This is a genomic window from Candidatus Rhodoluna planktonica (assembly GCF_001854225.1).
In the GTDB taxonomy this organism is placed as follows: Bacteria; Actinomycetota; Actinomycetes; order Actinomycetales; family Microbacteriaceae; genus Rhodoluna; species Rhodoluna planktonica.
Genome location: NZ_CP015208.1, coordinates 1,202,429 through 1,219,282, shown reverse-complemented (window position 1 = coordinate 1,219,282; position 16,854 = coordinate 1,202,429). Strand labels below are relative to the sequence as shown.

Sequence of the window (16,854 nt, the reverse complement as noted above, 5' to 3'; positions counted from 1 at the left end):
TCGAGAAGGTAGGCAGCGTGAAATACAGCACAATCCTCTGGGATTTAGATGGCACAATCATTGACTCATCAGAGGGCATATTCGAATCTTTTCGGCACACCTTTGCATCAAACGGCCTCGAGATTCCGACCGATGCCCAACTGCGCAGCTGTGTTGGTCCGCCGCTAGTTGAAACTTTCAACAAATTTGCCAACGGGGATGCCGCACTTGCCGAAAAACTGCTCGCCAGCTATCGCGAATTTTATGTCGGGCAAAAGGCTGGACTTCGAGCAAAACTTTTTCCCGGTGTTGTCGAAACTATTGCCGCCGCTCGCGAAGCAGGTTTCACAAATTCGCTAGCAACTTCTAAAGCATTGTCCGGTACCCAACTTGTTGGCGAACATTTCGGTTTTCTTGACCTTTTTGATTTTCTCGGAACCGCTTCAAACGATGCCACTCGCACCTCAAAAATAGATGTCATGACCTACGCGCTCACCTGTCTGCGCGAGCTGGGTCACGACATCGAGCGCACCGTACTGGTCGGCGATCGCATCCACGATGTCGAAGGCGCTCGCCATCACGGGGTGGATGTGGTTTTGGTCAAGTGGGGATTTGGCAATGAAAATGAGTGGGCTCAAGCTGATGCTGCGGTGGCAACCCCGGCGGAGTTAGCCCAATACCTGGGAATAAGGTAGAACCATGCCCAAAGTCGAGTTCAGCACAACTCACCTGCAGATCAAACTAACCCCGGGTGAAAAAATTTGGGGCATGCACGGCGACTTCAAAATTCCGGGCGGTGCAATTCGCGGCGCTGAACCGCTCGACAAAACTTTCTGGCGCACCCTGGGATTGCGAATTCCAGGAACCGCGTTTCCCGGCCTAATCATTGCTGGCACCTATCTTTGGCGCAAAGATCGAGCTTGGGTCTACTGGTTGCGTGGACAAGAAGTTGTGCAAATAAATCTGGCTCCGGGATTTGGCTACACCCGAATTCTTATCGGTACTGAAAACGCTCAGGCGCTCGCCGATGAAATTAACGATGCCCTCACTGCCTGCTAAGGCAACCAACCCAAATAGGCAACCAACATGACCGATAATCAGCAAGCAACACCGGTGAGACTCATCGGTGTTTATAAAGCGGACGGCGGCTTCATAGGCGAACTTAAATATGTGTTCGGCCATCTTTTAGGGCTTGCCGATTGCAAACTGTGCGACATCACGCACTCGCCAATTCGCAAAAAACCAAGCTGGAAAGCCATGGAGAAGCGAATTCGAACGGATTACGGCCTCGACTTCCAGCTGCTGCACATGAATGAGCGCGATGCAATCGTGCAAGCGGCAACCACCGGGCGCGAACCCTGCGTGCTGGCCCAGTATGACGATGGCACTGTGACCATGCTGCTCGATTCGGTCGATTTGAAGGCCGTTGCCGGTTCGGTCGAAAAGTTTGAAAAAACTCTGCGCGCTCGGCTAATCCTGTTCTTTTAAAAAATGTCAAATACCTGTTTACAGGTGTGGCGAAATCGTTATAGACTGAGTTTTTGCTCCCAAACACCCCGCATGCATATTTTGGCTGCGCGCGTGACGCAAATTGTGGCGTCACTGGTTCTAGGTTGCGATTTTTCACCCAAATCCACGAACTAATTCGCGATTAGCTCGAGGCACTATTCCTTGGAGGAACAGCATTGGCTGCGAAGAACGCAAAAACTACTAAGAACGATCGATTGGCAAAGCGTCTTTCCTTTGCGAAAAACCCTGAACCAATCGAATTACCAGATCTGCTCCAGCTGCAGACCGAAAGCTTTGATTGGCTAATCGGTGCACCTGCTTGGCGCGAAAAAGAAGGCCCAGCCGCTAAGACCGGTCTAGAAGAGATCTTTGAAGAAATCTCACCAATCGAAGACTCAGCAAACCCTTCGCAAGATGCCAAGATGGGCCTTGCCTTTGCCGAGCCGATGCTTTACGACCCTTCATACACGCCAGAAGAGTGTAAAGAAAAGGGCAAGAGCTACACCCAGCCGCTCTACATCAAAGCCGAGTTCACCAACTACCTAACCGGTGAAATCAAATCACAGACCGTTTTCATGGGTGACTTCCCAGTCATGACCGAAAAAGGCACCTTCGTTATCAACGGAACCGAGCGTGTTGTAGTTTCACAGCTAGTTCGTTCACCCGGTGTCTACTTCTCGGTTTCGACAAACACCACGGGTAACCTCGATGTGCGCAACAACAAGGCGCAGATCATCCCAAGCCGTGGTTCATACCTAGAGTTCCTGACCGAGTGGGTTCGCGACGAGCGCAAGCCAATCGCCCGCTTCGGCCAGCCAATCGTTCAGGTTCAGGTAGACCGCAAGACCAAAGTCTCGGCAACCATCTTCCTAAAGGCCCTAGGTCTAACCGAAGACCAGATTCGCGATGAGTTCAAAGACCTCGAATCAGCAGTTAAGGCGGGAGCACCTAACTGGACTTTCGATATCAACATCATCGAGAACACCCTGGCTTACGACCGCTCAAAGGTTTTTGCCACCCCAATCGTCACCAAAGAAGATGCACTTCGCGAGCTTTACCGCAAGGTTCGTGGCGAGGCAGCCGGTGCCGAAGTTTCAGAGGCTTGGCTAAAGTCGACCTACTTTGAATCAAAGCGCTATAACCTTGCCAAGGTCGGTCGCCACAAGCTAAACCGCAAGCTCGGTCTAAGCGTTGATGCCAACGTCAACACCCTCACCGTCGAAGACGTTGTAGCTACCCTCAAGTACCTACTTTTGTTCGACCTACAGATTGCAAACGCTTCTGCCGTCTCAACCGGTGCTCGTCTTGAGTTCCCAATCAAGATGGGTGGCAAGAACGTCAAGATCGCTGTTTCATCAGACGACATCGACGACTTCTCAAACCGTCGCATCCGTTCGGTTGGCGAGCTAATTCAGAACCAGGTGCGCATCGGTCTAAGCCGCATGGAGCGCGTGGTTCGTGAGCGCATGTCGACCCAAGACATCGAGGCAATTACTCCGCAGACCCTGATCAACCTGCGTCCAGTTGTCAGCGCCATCAAAGAATTCTTTGGTGCTTCGCAGCTTTCACAGTTCATGGACCAAAACAACCCACTTGCCGGGTTGGCGCACAAGCGTCGTCTATCGGCTCTTGGTCCTGGTGGTATCGCTCGTGAGCGTGCCCAGATGGAGGTTCGTGACGTTCACCCATCGCACTACGGCCGTATGTGTCCAGTAGAAACCCCTGAAGGTCCAAACATCGGTCTAATCGGTTCGCTAACCGCCTACGCCCGCATCAATGCCTTCGGTTTCATCGAGACTCCTTACAACAAGGTCGTCAACGGCAAGGTTTCAGGCAAGATCGAGTACCTAGACGCCGCTGCCGAGCAGGGCAAGGCCATCGGTGCAGCCGACACCCCACTAAACGCCGACAAAACCTTTGCCAACAAAAAGGTTTTCGCACGTTTCCAGGGTGACGTTGTTGAGGTCGACGCAGAAGACGTCGACTACCTAGACATCTCGCCTCGTCAGTTGGCTTCGGTTTCAACCTCGTTGATTCCGTTCCTCGAGCACGACGACTCTTCTCGTGCGCTTATGGGTGCCAACATGCAGCGTCAGGCTGTTCCACTGCTTCGTTCTGACTCACCATTTGTCGGAACCGGTATGGAGCGCGTTGCTGCAATTGACTCGGGTGCAGTTATTGTCAACGAGACCGCTGGTGTTGTAACCGAGGTAAACGCCGACACCATCACCGTTACCCAAGACAAGGGTGGCGACAAGATTTACGTGCTTCGCAAGTTCGACCGTTCAAACCAGGGCACCGCTATCAACCAGCGCGTCATCGTTTCTGAAGGTCAGCGCGTTGAGGCCGGCGAAGTTCTAGCTGATGGTCCATCAACCGAAAACGGTGAATTGGCATTAGGTAAAAACTTGCTCGTGGCATTCATGCCTTGGGAAGGTCACAACTTCGAAGACGCCATCATTCTTAGCCAGAACTTGGTCAAAGACGACACCCTTTCTTCGATTCACATCGAAGAGTACGAGGTTGACGCTCGCGACACCAAGCTAGGTAAAGAAGAAATCACCGCCGACCTACCAAACGTTTCGCAAGAGGCTTTGGCTCAGCTTGACGAGCGCGGCATCATCCGCATTGGTGCTGAGGTTCGCCCAGGCGACATCCTGGTCGGAAAAGTTACCCCTAAGGGTGAAACCGAGCTTTCAGCTGAAGAGCGCTTGCTACGCGCAATCTTCAACGAGAAGAGCCGCGAAGTTCGCGACACCTCGTTGAAGGTGCCACACGGCGAGCAAGGTACCGTCATCGGCGTTAAGGTCTTCGACATCGAAGCTGGCGACGACGAGCTAGGTGCCGGTGTAAACCAACGCGTAGTCGTTCACATCGCTCAGAAGCGCAAGATTACCGAAGGTGACAAGCTTGCTGGTCGCCACGGAAACAAGGGTGTTATCTCGAAGATCCTTCCGGTCGAAGACATGCCATTCCTTGAAGACGGAACCCCGGTTGACGTAGTTCTAAACCCACTTGGTATTCCAGGTCGTATGAACTTCGGTCAGGTTCTTGAGACCCACCTTGGTTGGATCTCAAAGCAGGGTTGGAAGGTTGAAGGCGTTGCCAAGTGGGCCGACCAGATGGTTGCCGAGATGCGCGAAGGCGCACCGGGCACCAAGGTTGCTACCCCAATCTTCGACGGCGCTTCTAAAGACGAAATCGTGGGTCTGCTCAAGTCGACCCTGCCAAACCGTGACGGTCAGCGTCTAGTTGACGAGACCGGTAAGGCAACTCTGTTCGATGGCCGTTCAGGTGAGCCGTTCCCAGAGAAGATTTCGGTCGGTTACATGTACATCTTGAAGCTGCACCACCTAGTTGACGACAAGATTCACGCTCGTTCAACCGGTCCTTACTCAATGATTACCCAGCAGCCATTGGGTGGTAAGGCTCAGTTCGGTGGTCAGCGCTTTGGTGAGATGGAGGTGTGGGCACTGCAAGCTTATGGTGCAGCGCACACCCTGCAAGAGTTGCTCACTATCAAGTCAGACGACATCACCGGTCGTGTCAAGACCTACGAGGCAATCGTCAAGGGCGAGAACATCCAGGCTCCTGGTATCCCAGAGTCATTCCGAGTTCTAGCGAAAGAAATGCAGTCACTGGCACTCAACGTTGAGGTTCTCAACGAACAGGGTCAGGCAGTTGCTCTGAAAGAAGAGGACACCTTCGAATCAGACCGTGCTGCTGAAGAGCTCGGCATCAACCTTTCGCGCAACGAAGCATCAATCGTTGACGTTGAATTCGATCAATTCAACAACGGTTACTAAGAGATTTAGGGAATAAGGAAAATCATGGAAGTTCAGAACTTCAGTGCGCTACGCGTCGGCCTAGCAACCTCGGATGACATCCGCTCTTGGTCTAACGGTGAAGTAAAGAAGCCAGAGACCATCAACTACCGAACCCTGAAGCCAGAAAAGGACGGCCTTTTCTGTGAGAAGATCTTCGGTCCAACCAAGGACTGGGAATGTTCTTGTGGAAAGTACAAGCGTGTTCGCTTCAAGGGCATTGTTTGTGAGCGCTGTGGCGTCGAGGTAACCAAGTCTTCAGTTCGTCGTGAGCGCATGGGTCACATCGAGCTTGCAGCGCCGGTTACTCACATCTGGTACTTCAAGGGTGTGCCTTCACGTTTGGGTTACTTGCTCAACATGGCACCAAAAGACCTTGAGAAGATCATCTACTTCGCTGCTTACCGAGTAATGTCGGTTCACCACGAAGACAAGACTCTAGATGCTGCGCTAATCAAAGAAGACTACGTCTCTCGTGTGCGCACCCTGCTAGACAGCCGCCTAGAAGAGATGCTTTCTGTTGCTCAGGCAGAGTACGACGCGCTAACCGCCAAGGGCCTAGCTCTTGAGCCAGCAGTCAAGCTCTGGGAAGCACCTCAGTGGGTTGAATCATCCTTCGCTAAGTCAATCGAGCAGTTGGTTGACGCCGAAGAGAAGAACCCAGAAGGTTTCTGGAACAAGAAGGCTCTTGCCGCTCTAGAAGAAGACAGCGATGTTGTCGACGAGACCGAAGTCACCCGCAGTGTGGCCGAAGAAAAAGAGCTCAAGAAGCTAAAAGAAGAGTTCCGCAAGAAGACCGACAAGATCGTCAAAGAATACGCACGCGTCGAGCGTCCAGCCAACCTGCAGAAAGAGCAGTTGGCCTGGCGTCTATTCCTGTCACTTGAGGCAGGCGCACTTATTCAGAACGACGTCATCTTCGACCACTTCGACTACAGCTTCGGCGAATACTTCGACACCGCAATCGGTGCCGAGGCAGTTCAGCGCGTGCTAGCCGAGTTCGACCTTGATGCAGCAGCTGCTGAACTACGCGAGCAGATTGCTACCACCAAGGGTTCAAAGCAGACTCAGGCAATCAAGCGTCTGAAGGTTGTTCAGTCGTTCATCAACTCAAGCACCCCTCCGACTTCAATGGTTCTAGACGTACTTCCAGTACTTCCACCAGAGATCCGTCCGATGGTTCAGCTTGACGGTGGCCGTTTTGCTACCTCAGACCTAAACGACCTATACCGTCGTGTCATCAACCGCAACAACCGTCTAAAGCGCTTCATCGACCTTGGTGCTGTGCCAAAGACCATCTTGAACAACGAAAAACGCATGCTTCAAGAGGCTGTTGACGCACTGTTCGACAATGGACGTCGCGGTCGTGCCGTGACCGGAACCGGTAACCGCGCTCTCAAGTCGCTATCTGACTTGCTAAAGGGTAAGCAGGGTCGTTTCCGTCAGAACCTTCTAGGTAAGCGCGTCGACTACTCAGGTCGTTCGGTTATCGTTGTTGGTCCTCAGCTGAAGCTGCACCAGTGTGGTCTGCCAAAGCTTATGGCTCTAGAGCTCTTCAAGCCTTTCGTAATGAAGCGTCTAGTCGACCTTGGTCTAGCTCAGAACATCAAGAGCGCCAAGCGCATGGTTGAGCGTTCACGTCCACAGGTTTGGGGTGTTCTCGAAGAGGTAATTCGCGAGCGTCCGGTGCTACTAAACCGTGCACCAACCCTGCACCGTTTGGGTATCCAGGCCTTCGAACCACAGTTGGTTGAAGGTAAGGCTATTCAGCTTCACCCACTTGTTTGTGCTGCGTTCAACGCAGACTTCGACGGTGACCAGATGGCTGTTCACCTACCGCTATCGGTAGAGGCTCAGGCTGAGGCTCGCATCTTGATGCTTGCTTCGAACAACATCTTGAAGCCTTCAGACGGCCGCCCAGTTGCAGTACCTACCCAGGACATGATCATTGGTCTGTACCACATGACCGGTCTAAAAGAGGGTGCTACCGGCGAAGGAACCGCTTTCGGTTCGATTGCTGAAGCACAGATGGCTTTCGACAACCGCACTCTAGACCTTCAGGCCAAAATCAAGCTTCGTTTGATTCGCAGCGGTGAGGTTGAGCTTCGCGAGACCACTTTGGGTCGCGCACTGTTCAACGAAACCTTGCCAGAGGGTTATGAGTATTACGAAGGTCAGGTTGGCAAGAAAGAAATCGGTCGCATCGTGACCGAGCTTGTCGAGAAGTTCACCCGCGTTGACGTGGCTCAGGCTCTAGACCGCATCAAGGATGCTGGTTTCTACTGGGCGACTCGTTCGGGTGTCTCGATGTCAATCGCCGACGCAAACTTCGACGCTTCGGGTGCATTCGACAAGGCTCGCGCTAAGGCAATTGCCGACGCTGAAAAAGAGCACACCAAGATCCAGGAAGCGTTCGACAACGGTCTAAAGTCAGACCTCGAGCGTCGTGACGAGCTGGGTGCGCTTTGGTTCAAGAAGACCAACGAGATCCAGAACATGCTGCAAGAGTCGATTCCTGCAGACAACGCAATCTTCAAGATGGTTACCTCGGGTGCCCGCGGTAACTGGCTACAGATTCGTTCGATTGTTGGTATGCGTGGTCCGGTGGCAACATCATCCGGTGACTTCGCACCGATGCCGGTCAAGGGTAACTACCTGCTAGGTCTTACCGCCAACGAGTACTTCATCAACGCAACCGGTGCCCGTAAGGGTAACGCCGACACCGCGATGAAGACTGCGGCTGCCGGCTACCTAACCCGTCGTCTAGTCGACGTTGCTCAAGACGTTATCGTTCGCGAGGCCGACTGTGAGACCACTAAGGGTCTTGAGAAGTCTTTGAAAGATGCAGACGGCAACTGGGATGAGCAGACCATCGAACTTTCGGTGCTGCACCGTACCCTGAACCAGGATGTTGTTGTCGGCAAAGAGACTCTTGCTAAGGCTGGCCAGTCGGTCGACCAGAAGCTAGTAGATGCTTTCAAGGCTGCCAACGTCGAGGCTGTCAATGTTCGTTCGGTGCTTACCTGTGAGGCAGAGCAGGGTGTTTGTGCACTTTGCTACGGCATCTCACTGGCAACCGGCGACGCTGTCGAGCTTGGTGAGGCAATCGGTATCATCGCTGCACAGTCAATCGGTGAGCCTGGAACCCAGCTAACCATGCGTACCTTCCACACCGGTGGTGCTGCATCTTCAGCGAAGAAGCAGACCATTCTTAAGTCAATCGGTGGTCAGAAGGTTCGTGTTGAGCGTCTGATCTCTTACGACATCACCCAGGGTCTAAACGGTGTAACCGACTTGCTTGAAGCCCGTGTTGGTTGGCGTCAGCAGGGCAAGGTTGCCGTTATGGCATTCTGGCCTGGTGTGGTCGACATCGTCGAGGTTCCTACGTCGGGTGGCACCAAGAAGTTTGACATCTACGTTCGCCCACAGGGTGAAGCCGCTGAAAAAGAGGCTGAGGCGCTAGCTAACCAGTACTCATTCAGCCGCACCACCTCAAAGACCTTCAAGAAGTTGTCACCGTTCGCTCCGATCACCTCGGTTAGCAACATCGACGACCTTTTGGTCGAAAAGGGTGAAGTTGTCAAAGCTGGAGACTACCTAGTTGACGGAACTCCAATTCCTCACGAGGTTTTGATGGTGAAGGGTGCTCGTGAAGCAGCAGCCGAAATCATCCGTGGTGTTCAGGCCATCTATGGTTCACAGGGTGTACCACTGCACGACAAGCACCTCGAGGTTATTGTTCGTCAGATGCTTGGCAAGGTAACCGTGATCGACTCGGGCGACACCGAAATGCTGCCTGGTGAAATTGTTGACCGCAACAAGTTCGTTCACATCAACCGCGCCGCGCTAGCTTCGGGCAAGAAGCCTGCTTCTGCTCGCCAAGAAGTTATGGGTATGACCCGTGCTTCGCTAGCTGCTCAGTCATGGCTATCGGCCGCTTCGTTCCAGGAGACTACCCGAGTTCTAACTCAGGCAGCTCTAGACCGTCGCGAAGACCCACTAGTTGGTCTAAAAGAGAACGTCATCATCGGAAAGCTCATCCCAGCCGGAACCGGTCTGCCTGTTTACCGCAACATCAAGGTAGAGGCAACCGAAGAGGCAAAGGCCGAGCGTTACCCGAACCGCATGTGGGCTGCAGGCGCTGAGAACAACGATTTCTCAGACGACTTCAACGCCACAGACCTCAGCTTCACCTCGATCGAGTCTTACTCGACCGAGGAGTAGTAAAAAACTATTTGACCCGCCGGAGCATCTTCGATAGTCTTGGACAGGCGTGTGCTAGTGCACATGCTTGCCCTTGCTAGCAGATAAATGCTCCGGTGGGCTCAAAGAATCTTTAGTAGCACCAATCTGGTGCGCCAAAGAAGTTGTTATCAACACAAGCTCTGGCTAAAAGTCGGCCAGATTTAACAAGGAGAAGTAGTGCCAACAATTCAGCAGTTGGTCCGCAAGGGTCGCACCCCTAAGGTCACCAAGACCAAAGCGCCTGCTCTAAAGCAGAGCCCACAGCGTCGCGGCGTTTGCACCCGTGTTTACACCACCACACCAAAGAAGCCAAACTCGGCGCTGCGTAAAGTAGCTCGTGTCAAGCTAAGCAACGGCATCGAAGTAACCGCCTACATCCCGGGTGAAGGCCACAACCTTCAAGAGCACTCAATGGTGCTTGTCCGCGGTGGTCGTGTGAAAGACCTACCAGGTGTTCGCTACAAGATCGTTCGTGGTGCGCTAGACACCCAGGGCGTTAAGAACCGTAAGCAGGCTCGCAGCCAATACGGTGTCAAGAAGGGTAAGTAATTTAAATGCCTCGTAAAGGTCCAGTTTCAAAGCGTCCAGTAGTAGCCGACCCGGTTTACGGTTCGCCAGTAGTTTCACAACTAGTCAACAAAATCTTGCTTGATGGCAAGAAGTCACTAGCTGAAGCAATTGTTTACGGTGCTCTAGAGGGCGCCAAAGACAAGTCAGGTGCCGAGGCTGTTGCAGTGCTCAAGAAGGCTCTAGACAACATCCGCCCAACGGTTGAGGTTCGCTCACGTCGCGTCGGTGGTTCGACCTACCAGGTGCCAGTTGAGGTTAAGGCACACCGTGCCAACACCCTAGCTATGCGCTGGTTGGTTAGCTACGCAAAGGCTCGTCGCGAAAAGACCATGACCGACCGCCTGATGAACGAGATCCTCGACGCATCAAACGGTCTTGGCGCAGCTGTAAAGCGTCGCGAAGACACCCACAAGATGGCCGAGTCAAACAAGGCTTTCGCTCACTACCGCTGGTAAGAGCGCGCATCCGCTCGATTGCAAAGAGGTTGTTCACCTCGGGTTAATCGGGCGGATGTACTTTTTCAAACAGTTAATAAAACAAACTTTCGGAGGACCCCGTGGCACAAGACGTGCTTACCGACCTAAACAAGGTTCGCAACATCGGCATCATGGCTCACATCGATGCTGGTAAAACCACCACAACCGAGCGAATCCTGTTCTACACCGGTGTAAACCACAAGATCGGTGAGACCCACGATGGTGCCTCAACCATGGACTGGATGGAGCAGGAGCAGGAGCGCGGTATCACCATTACCTCGGCTGCAACCACCTGTTTCTGGAACAACAACCAGATCAACATCATCGACACCCCAGGACACGTTGACTTCACCGTTGAGGTTGAGCGTTCACTTCGCGTGCTCGACGGTGCAGTTGCTGTATTCGACGCTAAAGAGGGTGTTGAGCCTCAGTCTGAGACCGTATGGCGTCAGGCCGACAAGTACGACGTTCCTCGTATCTGCTTCGTCAACAAGATGGACAAGCTAGGTGCAGACTTTTACTTCACCGTCAAGACCATCATCGAACGCCTTGGTGCTAAGCCTCTAGTTATTCAGATTCCAATCGGTGCCGAGTCAACCTTCGAAGGTGTTGTCGACATCGTAGAGATGAAGGCTCTAACCTGGCGCGGAGACGTCGAGATGGGTGCCAAGTACGACATCGAAGAGATCCCAGCCGACCTCAAGGCCAAAGCCGAAGAGTACCGCACCGCGCTACTCGAGACCGTTGCCGAGACCGACGAAGCTCTCATGGAGAAGTACTTCGGTGGCGAAGAGCTAACCGTTGCTGAAATCAAGGCAGCCATCCGTAAGCTAACCGTCAGCTCAGAGATTTACCCAGTTCTTTGTGGCTCTGCCTTCAAGAACAAAGGTGTTCAGCCGATGCTCGACGCAGTTATCGACTACCTACCTTCACCGCTAGACGTTCCTTCAATCGAAGGTGGCGACCCTCGCGACGAAGAGAAGCGTCTAACCCGCGAAGCCAAGGCTTCAGCTCCATTTGCTGCCCTTGCTTTCAAGGTAGTTTCGCACCCATTCTTCGGCCGCCTAACCTACATCCGTGTTTACTCGGGTGCAGCTAACTCGGGCGACCAGGTTGTTAACTCAACCAAGGGCAAGAAAGAGCGCATCGGAAAGCTTTTCCAGATGCACGCCAACAAAGAAAACCCGGTTGATTCGGTTACCGCTGGCCACATCTATGCAGCCATCGGTCTAAAAGATGTCACCACCGGAGACACCCTTTGCGACCCAGACAACCAGATTGTTCTAGAGTCGATGACCTTCCCTGAGCCTGTTATCTCGGTTGCTATCGAGCCAAAAACCAAGGGCGACCAAGAGAAGCTCGGTATCGCAATTCAGAAGCTTTCTGAAGAAGACCCAACCTTCCGTGTTGAGCACGACCACGAGACCGGCCAGACCGTTATCTCGGGTATGGGTGAGCTTCACCTCGACATCCTTGTCGACCGTATGCGTCGTGAATTCAAAGTTGAGGCCAACGTCGGTAAGCCACAGGTTGCCTACCGCGAGACTCTAAAGAAGAAGGTCGACAAGTACGACTACACCCACAAGAAGCAGACCGGTGGTTCTGGTCAGTTCGCTAAGGTTCAGATCTCTCTTGAGCCAATGGATGTAGAAGGCGACAAGATCTACGAATTCGTTAACGCTGTCACCGGTGGTCGTGTTCCTCGTGAATACATTCCTTCGGTTGACGCTGGTATCCAAGACGCCATGCTGGTCGGAACCCTTGCCGGTTACCCAGTAGTGGGCGTAAAGGCTACCTTGCTAGATGGTCAGTACCACGATGTTGACTCGTCAGAAATGGCGTTCAAGATTGCTGGTTCGATGGCTTATAAAGAAGCTGCACGTCTAGCTGCTCCAACTTTGCTCGAGCCGATCATGTCGGTCGAAGTACGTACCCCAGAAGAGTACATGGGTGACGTAATCGGCGACTTGAACTCTCGACGCGGTCAGATTCAGTCGATGGATGACGCCTCTGGCGTCAAGGTCGTTCGCGCCCTAGTTCCACTGTCTGAAATGTTCGGTTATGTCGGTGACCTACGCTCGAAGACTTCGGGTCGTGCGGTTTACTCGATGACCTTCGAAACCTACAACGAGGTTCCAAAGGCTGTCGCCGACGAGATCGTTCAGAAGAGCAAGGGCGAGTAGTAGTTTCGCAACTGCTGCAAGACCAACTAAGATTAAAAGTCTGTAAACCCCAAAAACTCTTCGGGCAAAACCTGTCCGATGAATAACGACGAGTCCTGAGGAGGACCCATAATGGCTAAGGCGAAATTCGAGCGCACCAAGCCGCACGTCAACATTGGTACCATCGGTCACGTCGACCACGGTAAGACCACTTTGACCGCTGCGATCACCAAAGTACTTCACGACAAGTACCCAAACCTAAACGCTTCTTACGCGTTCGACCAGATCGACAACTCTCCTGAAGAGAAGCAGCGCGGTATTACCATCAACATCTCACACGTTGAGTACCAGACTGAGAAGCGTCACTACGCACACGTAGACGCTCCAGGTCACGCTGACTACATCAAGAACATGATCACCGGTGCAGCTCAGATGGATGGTGCCATCCTTGTAGTAGCAGCAACCGACGGTCCTATGCCTCAGACCAAGGAGCACGTACTTCTTGCTCGTCAGGTTGGCGTTCCTTACATCGTTGTTGCTCTGAACAAGTCAGACATGGTTGACGACGAGGAAATCCTAGAGTTGGTTGAGGTTGAAATCCGCGACCTTCTAAACCAGTACGAGTTCCCTGGCGACGACGCTCCTGTTGTTCGCGTTTCAGGTCTAAAGGCTCTAGAGGGCGACGCAACATGGGGCGAAGCAGTTCTAAAGCTTATGGACGCCTGTGACGAGTTCATCCCAGAGCCTCAGCGCGACCTAGACAAGCCATTCCTAATGCCAGTTGAAGACGTTTTCACCATCACTGGTCGTGGAACCGTTATCACCGGCAAGATCGAGCGTGGCCAGATCAACGTGAACGACGAAGTTGAGATCGTTGGTATCCGCGAGAAGCAGAAGACCACCGTTACCGGTATCGAAATGTTCCGCAAGCTTCTCGACTACGCAGAGGCCGGCGAGAACGTAGGTCTATTGCTACGTGGAACCAAGCGTGAAGACGTAGAGCGTGGCCAGGTTGTTGTTAAGCCTGGTTCGATCACTCCTCACACCGGCTTTGACGCAAACGTCTACATCCTTTCAAAGGATGAGGGTGGCCGTCACAACCCGTTCTACTCAAACTACCGTCCACAGTTCTACTTCCGTACTACTGACGTAACCGGTGTAATCACCCTTCCAGCAGGAACCGAAATGGTTATGCCTGGTGACACCACCGAGATGGCAGTTGAGCTAATCCAGCCAATCGCTATGGAAGAGGGTCTACGTTTCGCTATCCGTGAGGGTGGCCGCACCGTTGGTGCAGGAACCGTGACCAAGATCACCAAGTAGTTTCTGTAAAAACTCTAAAAAGACCCGGGCTTCGGCTCGGGTCTTTTTTTATGCGGGTTAGGCTAAACGGGTGATTATCGAACCTCGCCCAGTCAAGCTCACGACTCGAACCGGGGTCGAGGTTCGACGAACCCTGCCGCATCGAGATCTGAAAATGGTTGGGGCTTGGTGTTTTGTCGATCATTTTGGGCCAACCGAGCAGACCGACGGCATGGTCGTGGCTGCCCACCCGCACACCGGCTTGCAGACCGTTACCTGGCTGCTGGAGGGCGCGATTGAACATCGAGACTCGATTGGTTCAATCCAGCACATTCATCCCGGTCAACTAAATTTAATGACCGCTGGGCGCGGAATTGCACACAGTGAGCTTTCACTTCGTGGCCCAGAGCGTTTGCACGCGGTGCAGCTCTGGGTGGCACTGCCGAGTTCGGCACTTGATGTTGCCCCCGAATTTGAGCACCAGGCCAACCTACCAAAAGTTACTCTGAATAATTCAGCCGCGGAGGTCGCTGGTGAGGCTACCGTGCTGGCAGGCAGTTTCGGGGGAGTGTCAGCCCCAACCAAAATCTTTAGCCCGATGATGGGCGCTGAGCTGCGCCTTGAACCGAATCAAACAGTTAGTTTGTCGCTTGCCGAAAATTTTGAACACGGATTACTTTCGGTCGAAGGTGGCGTAACTGTTGACGGCCATCCACTTAACATCTCGGCCATGGAGTTTTTTGAGGTGGGTGCTGGGCAAATCGAGTTGCAAACCGGTGCCGAGCCAGCCACGCTGCTGCTATTAGGCGGTGAACCTTTCGGTGAGCGAATCCTGATGTGGTGGAACTTTATCGGTCGAACCCACGAGGATATCGCTCAAGCGCGTCGCGAGTGGAATGTTCGCGACGGCCAGTCAGACGAGCAGTTGACCGCGGCAGGTTTGACCAGGTTTGCCGAGTTTGATGACCTTGTTGGCGGGTGGATCCCGGCACCTGAGTTACCCTCGGTTCGGTTGAACCCGCGCTAGCCGCAGCTATCTCGGCTGAGTAAAGCAGATCTTGGTTAAAAAAGTGTGGGCACCGAAAATCGGCACCCACACTTTTTGGTTTTGGCTTACGAAAGAATGTCGCGAACCAGTTCTTCGTTTTCCTTCTTGTTGATTGCAGCCCAGATGAATCCGATGGCCGCAGCGATGAATGGCGACAGCACCAAAATCCAACCGAAGGTGCTCAATTGGAATGCACTTTCAGGGAGGCTAGGGTCCACACCTTCCGGCACCAAGCCAGATAGCAAGTTGAAGCGTGACATCAGCAGATATTCGCCGATGGCAAGCAGAATTGCTGCACCAATTGGCGCAACCTTGGCTTTCCAGACATTAGCGCCACCCTCTTTCATGAAGTGAGCGACAACGGCGATTGAAACCAAAATCTCAATAAAAATGATGGCAATAGCGGTCACCGAGCTCATCCAGAAGAAGAGGTTGAGAATTGGGTCTAGGGCAGCAATTGCGAAGTAGACCATTACCAACAAGGCCAAAACCGAGGTGACAATCACACCGCCAGCAGGAGCACCCTTTTTGTTGGTGTTGCCAAGGCGAGCTGGCAAGACGCCACCGCGACCCATGGCAAAGAAGTAGCGTGAGGTAGCGTTCTGGAAGGCTAGCAAACCAGCGAACAGCGACGAGACAACTAGCCAGCTCATGATAGTCACCATCCACGAACCTACGTACTGGTCGGTAAGGCTGAACAGCACGGCCGCTGGGTCGGCTAGTGGAACACCGTCGATTGATGAACGGGCAATAACCTCATCGAAAATCTTGCTAGCACCCATACCGGTCACCATCGCAAACGAGGTGATGGCAAATAGCGCAGCGATGATTCCAATTGACCAATAGGTTGCCTTTGGCACAGAACGCTTAGGGTCAACAGACTCTTCACCGTAAATAGCTGTGGCTTCGAAACCAATAAATGAGGCGACAGCAAACGCTAGGGCAATACCAGCAGTTCCGGCAAAACCGCCGGCAAAGATCAAGTCGGGGCTAAATGATGCTCCCAGGTTCCAGCCCTCAGGTCCACCGTTGGCCAAGATGGCAACCGCGGTAATAATCAGAGAGAGCAGCTCGAGAACCATCAGAACTCCGAGTACTTTGGCGCCGATGTCAACGCTCAGTAGCGATAGCGCAGTAACCAACACCCAGGCCAAAATTGACCATACATACCAAGGCAGGTCAAGGCCTAATCCGGCAATCTGAATCGACATTAGGCCACCGAAGAAGCCATAGATGGCCAACTGGATGGTTACATAACCGACGATTGAGGCAAAGGCTGAAGCAACACCGGCGTTCTTACCGAGACCGCGTCCAACATAAGCAAAAAACGCACCTGTGTTGGTGACGCGCGAGGACATCGCAGCATAACCAACGCTGAAAAGTAGCAGGGTTAGACCAACTGCTAGGTAGGCGCCCGGTGTTGCAGCACCGTTACCAGCAAGCATGGCAACCGGCACAGCTCCGGTCATACCAACCAGTGGAGCCGAAGCTGCGACTACGAAAAATACAATTCCAAGAACACCGAGCTTGCCTTTTTTCAGCGAGCCGGTTTTTTGCTCAGAAGTCATCAAATTCTCCTCATTGAGTAACGAATCGTTCTTATCCGAACGACCTGTTCTAAGCGTGGCGAAACTCCCGTTTCATTTCAACTTTGCAGGCTGTTTTTGGCCAGGCTTTGCCTAATTGTTATAAAGCCGAAATCCCATCTTTCGTTCGTGTCCTAATGATTAGCTATTCTT

The 16,854-nt window shown here is 52.9% G+C and carries 11 protein-coding genes; 10 read left to right on the top strand and 1 reads right to left on the bottom strand.

All coding sequences use genetic code 11. The features are described from left to right. Positions 1 to 17 precede the first annotated feature (17 nt). The 10 genes from A4Z71_RS06085 to A4Z71_RS06040 all read left to right on the top strand — a co-directional run bounded on the left by A4Z71_RS06085 (position 18) and on the right by A4Z71_RS06040 (position 15,094). Complete coding sequence (locus A4Z71_RS06085; RefSeq protein WP_158512781.1) at positions 18 to 674, top strand: HAD hydrolase-like protein; 657 nt, start codon at positions 18 to 20, stop codon at positions 672 to 674. A gap of 4 nt (positions 675 to 678) precedes the next feature. Further along, positions 679 to 1,038 carry a hypothetical protein gene (locus tag A4Z71_RS07090; protein WP_070955015.1) on the top strand — a complete coding sequence of 120 codons (360 nt, stop codon included), beginning with the start codon at positions 679 to 681 and terminating at the stop codon, positions 1,036 to 1,038. Positions 1,039 to 1,065: 27 nt separating this feature from the next. After that, on the top strand, positions 1,066 to 1,467 hold the full coding sequence (locus tag A4Z71_RS06075) for a hypothetical protein (RefSeq protein WP_070955014.1): 402 nt from the start codon (positions 1,066 to 1,068) through the stop codon (positions 1,465 to 1,467). A gap of 197 nt (positions 1,468 to 1,664) precedes the next feature. Continuing rightward, positions 1,665 to 5,294: a DNA-directed RNA polymerase subunit beta gene (gene rpoB / locus A4Z71_RS06070; RefSeq protein WP_070955013.1), complete on the top strand. Its 3,630-nt coding sequence runs from the start codon at positions 1,665 to 1,667 to the stop codon at positions 5,292 to 5,294. Positions 5,295 to 5,318: 24 nt separating this feature from the next. After that, positions 5,319 to 9,536: a DNA-directed RNA polymerase subunit beta' gene (rpoC, locus tag A4Z71_RS06065; protein WP_070955012.1), complete on the top strand. Its 4,218-nt coding sequence runs from the start codon at positions 5,319 to 5,321 to the stop codon at positions 9,534 to 9,536. A gap of 198 nt (positions 9,537 to 9,734) precedes the next feature. Beyond that, complete coding sequence (gene rpsL / locus A4Z71_RS06060; RefSeq protein ID WP_070955011.1) at positions 9,735 to 10,106, top strand: 30S ribosomal protein S12; 372 nt, start codon at positions 9,735 to 9,737, stop codon at positions 10,104 to 10,106. Positions 10,107 to 10,111: 5 nt separating this feature from the next. Next, a complete protein-coding gene (rpsG, locus tag A4Z71_RS06055; RefSeq protein ID WP_070955010.1) occupies positions 10,112 to 10,582 on the top strand; it encodes a 30S ribosomal protein S7 in 471 nt (156 codons plus the stop codon). Positions 10,583 to 10,683: 101 nt separating this feature from the next. Continuing rightward, on the top strand, positions 10,684 to 12,786 hold the full coding sequence (gene fusA, locus A4Z71_RS06050; protein ID WP_070955009.1) for an elongation factor G: 2,103 nt from the start codon (positions 10,684 to 10,686) through the stop codon (positions 12,784 to 12,786). 111 nt (positions 12,787 to 12,897) lie between these two features. Beyond that, positions 12,898 to 14,088, top strand: a complete 1,191-nt coding sequence (gene tuf / locus A4Z71_RS06045; protein WP_070955008.1) for an elongation factor Tu — start codon at positions 12,898 to 12,900, stop codon at positions 14,086 to 14,088. A gap of 70 nt (positions 14,089 to 14,158) precedes the next feature. Next, on the top strand, positions 14,159 to 15,094 hold the full coding sequence (locus A4Z71_RS06040) for a pirin family protein (protein WP_070955007.1): 936 nt from the start codon (positions 14,159 to 14,161) through the stop codon (positions 15,092 to 15,094). An 86-nt stretch (positions 15,095 to 15,180) separates the two neighbouring features. Here the strand turns inward: A4Z71_RS06040 and A4Z71_RS06035 are convergent, their stop codons facing one another. Then, positions 15,181 to 16,683: an APC family permease gene (locus tag A4Z71_RS06035; protein WP_070955006.1), complete on the bottom strand. Its 1,503-nt coding sequence runs from the start codon at positions 16,681 to 16,683 to the stop codon at positions 15,181 to 15,183. Positions 16,684 to 16,854: the final 171 nt, after the last annotated feature.